General features: G+C 69.6%; 11 protein-coding genes. 2 read left to right on the top strand and 9 right to left on the bottom strand.

Annotation, left to right across the window (positions count from 1 at the left end):
• Positions 1 to 2: 2 nt before the first annotated feature.
• The 3 genes from MYSTI_RS08355 to MYSTI_RS08365 all read right to left on the bottom strand — a co-directional run bounded on the left by MYSTI_RS08355 (position 3) and on the right by MYSTI_RS08365 (position 3913).
• Positions 3 to 884, bottom strand: coding sequence for a 5-oxoprolinase subunit C family protein (locus tag MYSTI_RS08355; protein ID WP_233278209.1), 882 nt, complete (start codon positions 882 to 884; stop codon positions 3 to 5).
• Positions 881 to 2167 carry a LamB/YcsF family protein gene (locus MYSTI_RS08360; RefSeq protein WP_015347287.1) on the bottom strand — a complete coding sequence of 429 codons (1287 nt, stop codon included), beginning with the start codon at positions 2165 to 2167 and terminating at the stop codon, positions 881 to 883. The genes MYSTI_RS08355 and MYSTI_RS08360 overlap by 4 nt, the downstream gene beginning before the upstream one ends.
• A 375-nt stretch (positions 2168 to 2542) precedes the next feature.
• The gene (locus MYSTI_RS08365; protein ID WP_233278210.1) at positions 2543 to 3913 is read right to left on the bottom strand and encodes a c-type cytochrome; all 1371 of its coding nucleotides are present in this window, start codon (positions 3911 to 3913) and stop codon (positions 2543 to 2545) included.
• A gap of 108 nt (positions 3914 to 4021) precedes the next feature.
• Between MYSTI_RS08365 and MYSTI_RS08370 the strand changes: the two genes are divergently transcribed.
• A complete protein-coding gene (locus tag MYSTI_RS08370) occupies positions 4022 to 5158 on the top strand; it encodes an aminotransferase class V-fold PLP-dependent enzyme (RefSeq protein ID WP_015347289.1) in 1137 nt (378 codons plus the stop codon).
• A gap of 6 nt (positions 5159 to 5164) precedes the next feature.
• On the opposite strand, the gene cysK is transcribed toward MYSTI_RS08370, so the two are convergent.
• Positions 5165 to 6088 (bottom strand): cysteine synthase A, encoded by a 924-nt coding sequence (gene cysK / locus MYSTI_RS08375; protein WP_015347290.1) that lies wholly within the window; start codon positions 6086 to 6088, stop codon positions 5165 to 5167.
• 47 nt (positions 6089 to 6135) lie between these two features.
• On the bottom strand, positions 6136 to 6981 hold the full coding sequence (gene epsC, locus MYSTI_RS08380; RefSeq protein ID WP_015347291.1) for a serine O-acetyltransferase EpsC: 846 nt from the start codon (positions 6979 to 6981) through the stop codon (positions 6136 to 6138).
• A gap of 206 nt (positions 6982 to 7187) precedes the next feature.
• On the opposite strand from epsC, the gene MYSTI_RS08385 reads away from it, so the two are divergent.
• Positions 7188 to 8831: an AMP-binding protein gene (locus MYSTI_RS08385; RefSeq protein ID WP_044283351.1), complete on the top strand. Its 1644-nt coding sequence runs from the start codon at positions 7188 to 7190 to the stop codon at positions 8829 to 8831.
• On the opposite strand, the gene MYSTI_RS08390 is transcribed toward MYSTI_RS08385, so the two are convergent.
• From MYSTI_RS08390 to MYSTI_RS08405, 4 genes are all read right to left on the bottom strand, one after another.
• The gene (locus MYSTI_RS08390; protein WP_015347293.1) at positions 8818 to 9315 is read right to left on the bottom strand and encodes a TfoX/Sxy family protein; all 498 of its coding nucleotides are present in this window, start codon (positions 9313 to 9315) and stop codon (positions 8818 to 8820) included. The two genes, MYSTI_RS08385 and MYSTI_RS08390, sit on opposite strands and share 14 nt — an antisense overlap.
• Positions 9316 to 9344: 29 nt before the next feature.
• On the bottom strand, positions 9345 to 10133 hold the full coding sequence (locus MYSTI_RS08395) for an endonuclease/exonuclease/phosphatase family protein (RefSeq protein WP_015347294.1): 789 nt from the start codon (positions 10131 to 10133) through the stop codon (positions 9345 to 9347).
• Positions 10134 to 10321: 188 nt separating this feature from the next.
• Positions 10322 to 10768, bottom strand: coding sequence for a hypothetical protein (locus MYSTI_RS40520; protein ID WP_052350933.1), 447 nt, complete (start codon positions 10766 to 10768; stop codon positions 10322 to 10324).
• A 219-nt stretch (positions 10769 to 10987) separates the two neighbouring features.
• On the bottom strand, positions 10988 to 11974 hold the full coding sequence (locus tag MYSTI_RS08405; protein WP_015347296.1) for a LysR family transcriptional regulator: 987 nt from the start codon (positions 11972 to 11974) through the stop codon (positions 10988 to 10990).
• Positions 11975 to 12008 lie beyond the last annotated feature (34 nt).

Below are 12008 nucleotides of genomic sequence, written 5' to 3' on the forward strand. Positions count from 1 at the left end.
CTTCACGGGTCGCCTCGGAAGCGCCGCGCGAAGTCGCTCCAGGCGTCGCGGGCTTCGTCGCGCGTCACGGCCTGGAACTCGACGGTGGCGCCGGGACGTCGCGCGCCCAGGCGTCCCCAGTCCGCGCGGATGACGGTGGCGATGAGGGGATAGCCCCCCGTGGTGGGGTGGTCCGGCCCGAGGACGATGGGCTCGCCCGAGAGCGTCACCTGGATGGCGCCTCGCACCATGGGGCGGGACGTGCTCGCGCCTTCGTCGCCGTGCGCCAGCGCGGGGCCTTGGAGCCGCATGCCCACGCGGTCGCTCGTGTTCGACACCGTGAAGGTGCTCCCCAACAGCGAGGCCGCCATCAGCGCGTCGAAGTCCTCCGTGTCCGGGCCCATCGTCAGCCGGATGGGGCGCTCATCCTCCCACGGGAACAACAGCGCCACGGACTCGGGGCTCGCGCGGGTGGCTCCGACGGGAAGCGAGTCTCCCGTCTTCAGCAGCCGGCCTTCATGTCCCCCGAGTCGCGCGACCAGGAGCGTGCCTTGTCCGCCGAGGACCTGGGGCACCTCCAGCCCTCCGTCCACCGCGAGGCAGGTGACGCTGGAGCGCTCGGGCGCGGGCACTCGGAAGCGCTCTCCTTCGGGCAACAGGAAGGAGGGGTGTCCATCCACCGAGAGGCGCAGGGCCCTTCCTCGTGCGCACACCTCCACGGGCCCCAGGCACTCCAGCGCCGCCGCGCCCCAGGGGTTGCCCACCGCGCGATTGGCCAGCGCGAGCAGCTCCGGCACCAGCGCTCCGCCGGGCGGAACACCGTGATGCATCTGCCCCGGCCTTCCGCCGTCCTGCACCATGACGGGCCCCGCCATGCCCGTGATATCCAGCCAGCCCGCCATCATCCCACCTGTTCGAAGCGCACCCGGTCACCGAGCTGCAACACCGCCCCTCGGTCCGGGTGGAAGGCCGTGAAGTCCATGGCCGTGCCAATCAAGCTCCATCCGCCTGGAGAGGCGAAGGGATACACCCCCGTGCGTGCCCCCGCGATGCCCACCGCGAGCGCGGGCACCCGCATGCGCGGCGTGGGGAGCCGGGGCACGACGATGCGCGGGTCCAGCTCCCCCAGGTACGCGAAGCCGGGGAGGAAGCCCACGCACCGGACCGTGTACTCGCGCGCCGCGTGGAGCCGGGCCACGTCGTCCACGGACAGTCCCGCGCGCGCGGCGACCTTCTCCAGGTCGGGGCCGTCGTAGCGGATGCGCAAGGTGACGAGCGCCCGCTCCACCGTGTCCATGGGCGCGTACAGCAGCCGCGACAGGGCCAGCCGAGGCTCCTCCGGGGGCGCGCTGGGGTCGAAGTACACGCAGGCGTGCTGCTCCGTGACGACGGCATCGACGACACCGGGCAGGGCCTTCAGCACCTCGCGCGCGGCACGTCGCTCCACGGTGTCGGGCAGCGAGAAGCGCAGCGCGCCATCCCCCAGGGGCTGGATGGGGAGGGCCAGCGCATCCAGCGTGGAGCGCACCTCGCGCGCCAGCTCCACCGCCCCGGGCGTGTCGCCGTGCACGCAGAGGGTGTCGATGTCCCCGTGGGTCGCGAGGCGCACGGCGTTCCGACGCACCTGTGCGGCGTCGGTGAGGACGGCGCCGGGCTGGCCGCGCGGAATCAGCGAGCCATCCGGTCGGGTGCCTCGGTCCGCGAAGGCCTCGCGCGCATGGGGAAGGCCGGCGTCGATGGCGGCGTCTCGCAGCGCACCCGTTGGCGGCGCGATGAGGGTGATGCCCGAGCCCAGTGCCTCGACGACTCCCGCGACCAGCGCTCGCGCCAGCGCGGGTGAGGCATTGGCCGCGTGGTACAGCGCGCCGTGCGGCTTGACGAAGACGACGGGCACCCGCTGCTCGCGGGCGAGCCGGGCGAGGCGCGCACACTGGCTCGCCACCTGGCCTCGCAGGACATCGGGCGCCACGTCGAAGGCCCGCCGTCCGAAGCCCTCACGGTCCTCGTAGGACGGGTGCGCGCAGGCGCGCGTGCCATGGCGTGCGCAGAGCTCCAGGGCACGGCGCATGGATGCGTCGTCACCGGCATGCGCACCACAGGCGATGTTGGCCACCTGGGCGAAGGCGTAGAGCCGTTCGTCCTCGTCGGGCAGCTCACCCAGGTCGATGTTGAGGAGGCACTCCGTCATGCATCCACGCTATGCGAGCCGCGCCTCGGAAGCAGCCCTCTCCTGACCCCACGGGGGGCGGGAGCGCGGGGGCTCGGGAAGTGACACGCACCACCCCGGGGCAGGGGCCGGTTCGCACCGGGGTGGCACGCGCCTCGGTGGTGTCACGCGACATCCCGAGGAACTTCCACCCAGATACGAAGGGGGCTGGTTTCTCGGGTCATTTCGCTCGAATTTTCGCGCGGGGGTTTCCTCTCCGTCCCAGTGGAGGACGGAGCATGGATTGCGGAGACGTCCTCGCTTGCGTGGGTGCGCCCACTCGGCGCCTCGCGGGGCAGCGCGATGGCCGAGGGCGCGAGGCGCGCACGGACAGTGTCGCGGTGGAGTCCTCGGACGTCAGTGCGTGGCGGAAGCCATCGTGGCGGGGCCGCCGGATTTCACCCACTGGGCCAGGGCCCGCGCGGTGGCGACGTCGAGCAGCTCCTCGTAGGTGGGCATCGGCGTGCCGGGCAGGAACCGCGCCGGGGTCCGAATCCACTGCACCAGCTCCTCCTCGGTGCGCCCCGCCGCGCGAGACATCTGCGCATGGTAGCGGGCCCCCGGGGCATGGCAGGCCGCGCACCCGAACTGGGTGAAGAGCTTCGAGGCGTCCACGGGAGCGGGCGAGGGGAGCGGCGGGTGCGAATCGGACGGCGCTGGCCCAGCGGCGTGGGGGCTGGAGCCCGGGTCGCTGGCCGCCGCGGATGCGGGCGCGCTCGCCGTGGCGGACTCGCTCGAGGCAGTCTTCGCGGGCGTCGCGACGACGGCGGGCGAGGACACGGGGGCGTCCGGAGGGGCGCTGCCCTGGGCCGTGGTCACCCACGCCGGACGCTGGAACGTCGCGGTGAGGCGGGGCCTTGCGCCCTCCACCGCGTTCTTCCGAGGCGGCATCGAGCGCAGATAGTCATAGAGCGCCCGGGCCTCATCGCTGTCCATGCCGCGAAAGCGAGGCATGGGCATCCGCACCGCGGACCCGTCCGGCGCGATGCCGTCGCGCACCGCGCGCGTGAAGTCCTCCAGCGTCCAGTGCGCGAGCCCCGTCCCATGGAACGTGATGTTGCTGGAGAGGACCTCGTTCCCCTCCGAGTCCTTGAACGCCATGCCTCCCGAGAAGACCTCGTCGTCCGACGTCTTCTCCGGACTGAAGCCCGGCGTGTGACACGACGCACAGTCATAGACGTCGTGGGCCATGTATCGGCCGTACTCCAGCGTGGGCCCCTTGGGCGGCACGGGGATGCCGATGGGGGGCCGCTGCACCGGCTCGTTCCCCGTGATGAAGCGGAAGCCCAGTCCCCCAATGAAGCTGAACTCGGAGCGGGGCGCGGGCTTCGCCTCCGGCGTGAAGAGCGGGTGCTTCGACCGCATGAAGCCCAGCACCGCCGCCAGGTCCTTGTCGCCCATCCCGTAGCTGGGCATCACCATCAGCCGTCCATCCCGGCTCACCGCGTAGCGGATGGCGCGCGCCAGCTCCTCGTCCGACACGGCGCCGATGCCCGCCGTGGGATGGGAGGTGAGGTTCGACGCGTGAAAGCGCCCCATGTACGACGGCAGCTCATGCAGCGGCGCACCCGAGGCCGTCTCCACGTCCCCGCCGCGATGACAGGCCTCGCAGCTCGCGTGGAAGATGGAGGCGCCCCGCTCGAGCGCCGCGGGAGAGCTGTCCGCGCGAATGGCCGGGTAGGGCGCCTGGACGGTGCTCGCGCACCCCGCCAGCAAGGTGCACAGCAATCCGGTGCTCCGCAGGGGACCGCGAAAGTCGCATCGCATGTCCTGGAGGCATATCCCATCCACCCACTTCCCGGGGAGTGGGCTCCTGATGAGAGTAGACTCGAAGGCATGACGCGTCCCCTCGAGTCCTACCGCGCCCTCTTCCCCGTGCTGCAGGAGCAGCTCTATCTCAACCACGCGGGAGTGGCCCCCACCAGCCTTCGCGCCGCCGAGGCCGTGCGCGGGTGGATGGACGACCTCGTCTACCATGGCATCAGCCACGAGCGAGGCTGGGAGGCCCACTGCGAGCGCATCCGCGCCCTGGCGGCCCGCATCCTCCACGCCGAGTCCGGTGAGATTGCCTTCGTGCGCAACACCAGCCACGGCCTGGGCCTGGTCGCGGAGGGCTTGGATTGGAAGCCCGGCGACGAGGTGGCCGTGGCCTCCTCCCTGGAGTACCCCTCCAATGTCTATCCCTGGCTGCACCTGAAGGACCGGGGCGTCGTGGTGCGCGAAATCCAGACACCCTCCGGCGGCGTCACCCCGGAGGCGGTCGCCCAGGCGCTCACCCCGCGCACGCGGCTGGTGGCGGTGTCCTCCGTGCAGTTCGCCACGGGCTACCGCACGGACCTGGAGGCCGTGGGGGCGCTGTGCGAGCGCGCGGGGGTGCTCTTCTGCGTGGACGGCATCCAGAGCGTGGGCTGCGTCCCGGTGGACGTGAAGAAGTGCCGCATCCACTTCCTCAGCGCGGACAGCCACAAGTGGATGCTGGGCATCTCCGGCATCGGCGTGTTGTACGTGGCCAAGGAGGTCCTCCCCCAGGTGCGCCCGGTGCTGGTGGGCTGGCGCAGCACCACGGATGCGTGGAACTTCAACCGCACCCACTTCGAGCTGCGCTCCGACGCGGGCAAGTTCGAGGAAGGCAGCTCCGCGTACCCCGGCCTCTACGCGATGGGCGCGGCGATGGAGCTGTTGCAGGAGGTGGGCGTGGAGAACATCGAGGCGCGCATCCGCGAGCTGCTCGCGCGCCTGGAGCAGGGCCTGCTCGAGCTGGGCTGCGAGGTGGGGCCCGCGCCGGAGCACCGCGCGGGCATCTTCACCTTCCTGCCCCCGGGGGCGCGGGTGCGGGAGCTCGGCGCCTACTTGTCCGAGCACCACGTCGCCCACTCCGTCCGCCGGGGGCGCATCCGCGTGTCGCCCCACTTCTACAACCTGCCGTCGGAGATGGACCGGCTGGTGGAGCTGGTGCGCGACTTCCGCGCCTGACGCCGCTCAGCCCTGGGCGGGGAAGAGCGAGTCGATGGAGAGGTAGCGCTCGCCCGTGTCGTAGCAGAAGCACAGCACGCGGCTGCCGTCCGTCATCTCGCCCAGCTTCTGGTTCACCGCGGCCAGCGCCGCGCCCGAGGAGATGCCCACGAAGATGCCCTCCTCGCGCGCGGAGCGGCGGGTGAACTCGAAGGCGTCCTCTTCGGCCACCTGCACCGTGCCGTCCAGGACGTTGGTGTGCAGGTTCTTCGGGATGAAGCCCGCGCCGATGCCCTGGATGGGGTGGGGGCCGGGCGGCCCGCCGCTGATGACGGGCGACTTGGTGGGCTCCACCGCGAGCACCTTGAGCTTGGGCCAGTGCTGCTTGAGGACCTCGGCGCAGCCGGTGATGTGTCCGCCCGTGCCCACGCCCGTAATCAGGTAGTCCAGCCCGTCCGGGAAGTCCTTGAGGATCTCCTGCGCGGTGGTGCGCTTGTGCACCTCGATGTTGGCCTCGTTGTCGAACTGCTGAGGCATCCACGCGTCGGGGACCTGGGACGCAAGCTCGGTGGCGCGGGCGATGGCGCCCTTCATGCCGAGGGCGCGCGGGGTGAGCTCGAACGTCGCGCCGTAGGCGGCCATCAGCCGGCGGCGCTCGATGCTCATCGACTCCGGCATGACGAGCACCAGCTTGTAGCCCTTCACCGCGGCCACCATGGCCAGGCCGATGCCGGTGTTGCCGCTGGTGGGCTCGATGATGATGCTGTTCTTCTTGAGCAGCCCACGCTTCTCCGCGTCCTCAATCATGGACAGGGCGATGCGGTCCTTGATGCTGCCGCCGGGGTTGGCGCGCTCCAGCTTCATGTGGACCGTGACGCGAGACGGAAACAGCCGGTTGATACGCACGTGCGGCGTGTTGCCGATGGTCTCCAGGATGTTGTTCGCCTTCATGTCGGGCCTCGTCTAGGGGGCTGCGCGGGTAGGGGTGGTGGGGGAACTCAGATATGGAACTCGATGGAGTCCAGGGCGCCGTCGGCTCCCCGGGGGCGAATCTCGCTGCGTCGGGTGACCACGGAGTTGGGCGGGATGCTCTGGGTGAGCCACGCGTTGCCAGCGACGATGCTGCCGCGACCCACCACCGTCGCGCCACCCAGGATGGTGGCATTGGCATACACCACGACGTCGTCCTCGATGGTGGGGTGGCGCTTCTTGTCGGCCAGGCCCTTCTCCACCATGAGGGCGCCCAGGGTGACGCCCTGATAGAGCTTCACGTTGTCGCCAATCAGCGTCGTCTCACCGACGACGACACCCGTGCCGTGGTCAATCACGAACCGGCGGCCGATGGTGGCTCCCGGATGGATGTCCACGCCGGTGCGCTGGTGGGCGTATTCCGAGAGCAGGCGCGGCAGCAGCGGGAAGTCGAGCTCGTGGAGGGCGTGGGCCACGCGGAAGATGGCGATGGCCAGGAAGCCTGGATACGTGAGGATGACCTCGTCCACGGAGCGGGCGGCGGGGTCGGCGTCGTAGATGGCCTGGGAGTCCTGGCGCAGCCACTCGTAGATGTCCGGCAGCCGCTCCATGAACCGGGCGGGGATGTGGGCGTCGATGCCGGGGTAGAGGGAGAGCAGCGACTCGCGCAGCCGGTGGAGGCTGGCCTCCACGGTGGTGACGTCCCGGCGGACGGCGGCGGCGGTACATTCCAGGCGCTCGGCGAAGTGGGGGAACAGCAGCCCGAGCACCTGTCCGACGAACTCGGGGGCCGCCCGGCGCACGTCCGGGGGGAAGCAGTGGCGCTGGCGAGCATCCAGCAGCGCCTTGACCAGCCTGGCGTTGGAGTCATCCATGAGCCCCTCCATTTAATGCGGTGCAGGGTGTGACCGCACCACCGAATCCCCCACTCGAGGCCAGGATGCCCCGCCAGTGTGGGACAAGTGGACAGGAGGGGGCTGGAATCCAGCGTGCCCTGGGGGGCGGGGCGTGGGTGAACCAGGGGGGCGTTCGAGGCGGGGAGGCTTGCCGGGCGTCCGGGGGCGGCGGGACGATGGCGGGCATGAGCCAGACGCCCTCGTATGTGCATGGCCTCGGTGTCACCCCCTTGCTGGGAGAGACGCTCGGGCAGAACCTGCGGCGGACGGTGGAGCGCCACGGTGAGCGGGAGGCCTTGATTGTGGTTTCCCAGGGGTACCGCGCGACGTACCGCGAGTTCTGGGACCTCACGACGCAGGTGGCCAAGGGACTGCTGGCCATGGGCGTGGAGAAGGGGGACCGGCTGGGCCTCTGGTCTCCCAATCGCTTCGAGTGGGTGGTGACCCAGTACGCCGCCGCGCGCGTGGGCGCGATCCTGGTCAATCTCAACCCCGCCTATCGCACGGCGGAGCTGGAGTATTCCCTCAACCAGTCAGGCACCAGCGTGCTGCTGCTGGCGAAAGGCTTTCGACAGACGGACTACCGGGCCATGCTGGAGGAGGTCCGGCCCCGCTGTCCCGCGCTGCGAGTGGCGCTGGTGCTGGATGACGACTGGCAGCTCCTGCTCTCCAATGCCAGGCACGTGAGCGAGCACACGCTCGAGGCTCGGGAGTCGTCGCTCCAGTTCGATGACCCCATCAACATCCAATACACGTCTGGAACGACGGGCTCGCCCAAGGGCGCGACGCTGTCGCACCACAATGTGCTGAACAACGGGTTCTTCATTGGCGAGGCGCTGAAGTACGGCCCCGAGGACCGTGTCTGTGTTCCGGTGCCTTTCTACCATTGCTTCGGAATGGTGATTGGGAACCTGGCGTGCACGTCGCATGGCTCCACCCTGGTGATTCCCGGCGAGGCGTTCGATGCGCTGGCGGTGCTCGAGGCCGTGCAGGCCGAGCGCTGCACGTCCCTGTATGGCGTGCCCACCATGTTCATCGCGGAGCTGGAGCACCCGCGCTTCGGGGAGTTCAACCTGTCGACGCTGCGCACGGGCGTGATGGCGGGCTCGCCGTGTCCGGTGGAGGTGATGAAGCAGGTGCAGTCGCGGATGCACATGCGCGAGGTGACCATCTGCTACGGGATGACGGAGACGTCACCGGTGTCCACGCAGAGCGCGCTGGATGACCCGCTGGACAAGCGCGTGTCCACGGTGGGGCGGGTGCATCCCCACCTGGAGGTGAAGGTCGTGGAGCCGGAGACGGGGGCGGTGGTGCCTCGGGGCTCGGCGGGGGAGATGTGCACGCGGGGGTACAGCGTGATGCTGGGGTACTGGGCGAACCCGGAGGCCACGGCCAAGGCGGTGGACGCGGCGGGGTGGATGCACACCGGGGACCTGGCGACGATGGACGCGGACGGCTACGTGCGCATCGTCGGCCGCATCAAGGACCTCATCATCCGAGGCGGCGAGAACATCTCCCCGCGCGAGGTGGAGGAGTTCCTGCACACGCACCCCGGCGTCAGCGAGGCGCAGGTCATCGGTGTCCCGAGCGCGAAGTATGGCGAGGAGGTGATGGCCTGGGTGAAGCCGAAGCCGGGCGTGACGCTCACGCCCGAGCAGCTGACCCGGCACTGCTCGGGGCGCATCGCCACGTTCAAGATTCCGCGCTACTGGAAGCTGGTGGAGGCGTTCCCGATGACGGTGACGGGCAAGGTGCAGAAGTTCCGGATGCGGGAGGTCTCCGTGGCCGAGCTGGGCCTGGAGTCCGCCGCGACCATCAAGACCGCTTGAGGCGAGCGGCCTTCTTCGCGGCCGGGGCCTTCTTGGCGACAGAGGGCTTCTTCTTGGCGGGAGCCTTCTTCGCGACGGGAGCCTTCTTCTTGGTGGGCGCCTTCTTGGCGACGGGGGGCTTCTTCTCGCGAGGCTGCTTCTTGGGCGCCTTCTTCAGCGCGGCCCTGCGTGACGCGTCGATGGCGCGGCGGGCCCAGGGGAGCATCTCGTAGGCGTCGTCGCTCGCGTCGGAGGGCGGCGTCCAGTACGCCATCTGGACGTGCCGTTCCTTGCCTTCGTAGATGAAGGGCTTGCAGCCAGCGGCCTCGAACTCGGGCTTCGTGATGTCGTCGACCTTCAGGAAGAGCTGTCCCTGGGAGATGATGGCGAACATCTTCCCCTCGAAATAGAAGCCCCAGCCGCCGAACATCCGCCGACCCTGGATGGGGCCGACCTTCTCGAGCAGCTCCATCACGTACTCCGCATAACTGTCCGTCCCTGCCACCGAGCTCTCCTTGCTGTCGCCAACGCGGGTCAGCGGAATGTCGCTACCACCGGATTGTGGTCGGACATATCACCCACGTCGATGACGTCCGTGGAGATGAGCCGCTCGGCCATGCGCGGCGAGGCGAAGACGTAGTCCGTGCGGTAGTCGATGGTGACGCCGCCCCGGTTGCGCCGGGCCGTCACCCACCGCGAGGGCGACCCGCGCATCTGCAAGGTATCCACCCAGCCATAGTCCTCGACGTCGTCGATGACGTCGAAGCGAGGTGGGTGGTCGAACTTGTCCGTCCCCGCCCGGCGCAGGCGGTCCGCCAGGTCCACCGGGTACGGGTCCCTCCGCGAGAGCGAGTTGAGGTCTCCGGCCAGCAGGTACTGGCCTTCGCGGAACCTCGCCGGGTCCAGGATGGAGCGCAGGTAGCGCGCCTCCACGTAGCGGAGCTTCTCGTGATGCGCGTCGAAGTGGGTGCCGAGGAGCGTCACCGGTCCGCCCGCCTCCAGCTCGCACTCGACGATGCTGTGGCCCAGGAAGTGGCGGTCGTTGTGGACGCGCAGCGAGCGAATCGGGGGACGGCTCACCACGGCCACGTGGTAGCAGCGGCCGCTGGGGCGCGAGCGCGACTGTCCCAGCACCAGGTGCGCTTCGTCCTGGGGCACGTCCAGCGCCTCCGCGACCCGGCGCAGGCGGCCTCCGTCATCCCAGCCGAGACACTCCTGCAACACGATGACATCCGGAGGCGTGCGAGCCAGGAAGGCGATGATGTCGTCGAACCGCTCCTCGCCACCCTGCAACACGTTGAACGTCATCACCTTCAGCGGCATCAAGCGCTCCTCGGTCCGTGCAAATGTTTGTGCACCACAGAGTACCTCACTTGCCGCCCAGCGGGGGCGCTGCAGTGCTCGCCCGCTCACCGAGCCTGCAACGGAATGTCTCAGCTCTTTCACCCAGAGGGACGGGCTCGTGGGCGTGTCGAGGCTTCTGGACCTCGACACGGCGGAGGGGCCCCGTTCTACGGGAGGAACTCGCCGGGGGTTATCAGCTCAATCACCGGGCCGTTGAGCCTCTTGTGGATGACCGAGTAGCTGGTCCCGTTCCAGGGAATCATCTGGTAGCGCAGGCCGCTGAGCTTTCCCGAGTCACGCAGCCGCTCCCAGTCGGCTTGGTTGACGCGAACCCAGGTGCTCGCGGCGCAGCAGTTGGAGGTGAACCTGCAGGTGACGCCGTTGCAGTTTCGCGACACGAAAGCGCAGCTGTTCGTATACATGGATTTCAGCAGCAACTCCGAGGACGACCCACTATCCGTCATTGACCAGCAGATGGGTATCTGCGCCGCCTGCGGCGTGGGGAGTGTCGTGGAGACCTCCTGCGGAGAGGCCGTGAGGCTCGCGGGAGCGGGGCTGGCTTCCGGTGGAGGATTCTGGTCCGCGAGACCCGCCGCCAAGGCAAACCCAGCCATGGCTCCAAGGAATGTCCGTATCATGTGCGCTCCGCTCGGTTGAGGGATGAGGAGAGGGAAGCGTGTGGCGGCGATGCGCGGGGCGTCAAAGGCCCTCGCGACAGGCGTTCGCTCTCGACCACTTGCCTGACACCCGCGGACGCTGGTCTCTCTCTCGGAAACCTTGGCGCCGCGCTCAGCTCGACTGTCTTTGCCCTCGGGAAGGGCAAGGCTTTGGCGTCATGGCTTCCTGGGCTCGGCGGCCGTGGCGCGCTCAGCGGGCGAGCGTCCCCTGGTGGACCCCGAGGTGGTGCCGCGCCCACCGGTTCCCCAAGGAGGTGGCATGGCGCGCACGCTCGTCACGATGGCCTCCTTGAGCTGCCGCGCCGCCGCGGTGAGATAGCCCTCGCCTCGATGCACCAGTGCCACCTGGCGCTTCAGGCCGCTCTTCCCCAGCGGCACCACGTCGAACCCGCGCGACTGCGGCGCCCGCGTCATCAGCTCCGGCACCAGGGCCACACCCAGACCGCGCTCCACCATGCGCCGCATGGCCTCCGCGTTGTCGGTCTCCAGCACCACCTTGGGTGTCACGCCGCGCGCCTCGCACTCCGCCTCCATCGCGCGTGTCCCCGACATGCTCGGGATGACAATCCAGGTCTCGTCCAACGCATCCGCCAGCGACACCGGGCGCGTGCTCTTCGTGAGCCGATGTCCGCGCGGCACGGCCAGCACCACGCTTTCCTCCCACAACTTCTGCACCACCAGGTCCGTGTGCCGCACCGGCAGACTCAGGATGGCCAGGTCCAGCGTGCCGCGCGCCACCCCGTCCTCCATCGACGCCGCGGAGCCCTCGCTGAGCCGGGGCCGCACCTCCGGATACGCACGCACGAACGCCGGGATGATGTCCGGCATCAGGTACGCCCCCACCGTGTGCAGCGTGGCGAGCAACACCGGCCCACGCGGCGTGTTCGACAGCCGCCCCAGCTCGGACGTCCCCGCCGCCAGCGCATCCAGCGCGCGCTGGGCATGCGGCAGGAATCGCTCTCCCGCATCCGTCAGCACCGCGCCTCCTGGTGTGCGGACGAGCAGGCGCGTGCCCAGCTCCGACTCCAGGGATTGGAGCTGCCGAGACAAGCCCGACTGGGACAAGCCCAGGCCCCGGGCCGCCTGGGACAGGCGGCCTTCCTGGACCACGCGGAGGAAGGCCTGGAGCTGTTCTTGGGTCATGCGGGTTCCGCATGAAGACTATGCGGAAGTTGCG

Origin of the sequence: Myxococcus stipitatus DSM 14675 (genome assembly GCF_000331735.1) — a bacterium.
In the GTDB taxonomy this organism is placed as follows: Bacteria; Myxococcota; Myxococcia; order Myxococcales; family Myxococcaceae; genus Myxococcus; species Myxococcus stipitatus.

Bases quoted from the DNA above. Each gene is read 5' to 3' on its own strand.
- MYSTI_RS08355 (WP_233278209.1), bottom strand. From the start codon at position 884: ATGATGGCGGGCTGGCTGGATATCACGGGCATGGCGGGGCCCGTCATG.
- MYSTI_RS08360 (WP_015347287.1), bottom strand. From the start codon at position 2,167: ATGACGGAGTGCCTCCTCAACATCGACCTGGGTGAGCTGCCCGACGAG.
- MYSTI_RS08370 (WP_015347289.1), top strand. From the start codon at position 4,022: ATGACGCGTCCCCTCGAGTCCTACCGCGCCCTCTTCCCCGTGCTGCAG.
- cysK (WP_015347290.1), bottom strand. From the start codon at position 6,088: ATGAAGGCGAACAACATCCTGGAGACCATCGGCAACACGCCGCACGTG.
- epsC (WP_015347291.1), bottom strand. From the start codon at position 6,981: ATGGATGACTCCAACGCCAGGCTGGTCAAGGCGCTGCTGGATGCTCGC.
- MYSTI_RS08385 (WP_044283351.1), top strand. From the start codon at position 7,188: ATGAGCCAGACGCCCTCGTATGTGCATGGCCTCGGTGTCACCCCCTTG.
- MYSTI_RS08395 (WP_015347294.1), bottom strand. From the start codon at position 10,133: ATGCCGCTGAAGGTGATGACGTTCAACGTGTTGCAGGGTGGCGAGGAG.
- MYSTI_RS40520 (WP_052350933.1), bottom strand. From the start codon at position 10,768: ATGGCTGGGTTTGCCTTGGCGGCGGGTCTCGCGGACCAGAATCCTCCA.
- MYSTI_RS08405 (WP_015347296.1), bottom strand. From the start codon at position 11,974: ATGACCCAAGAACAGCTCCAGGCCTTCCTCCGCGTGGTCCAGGAAGGC.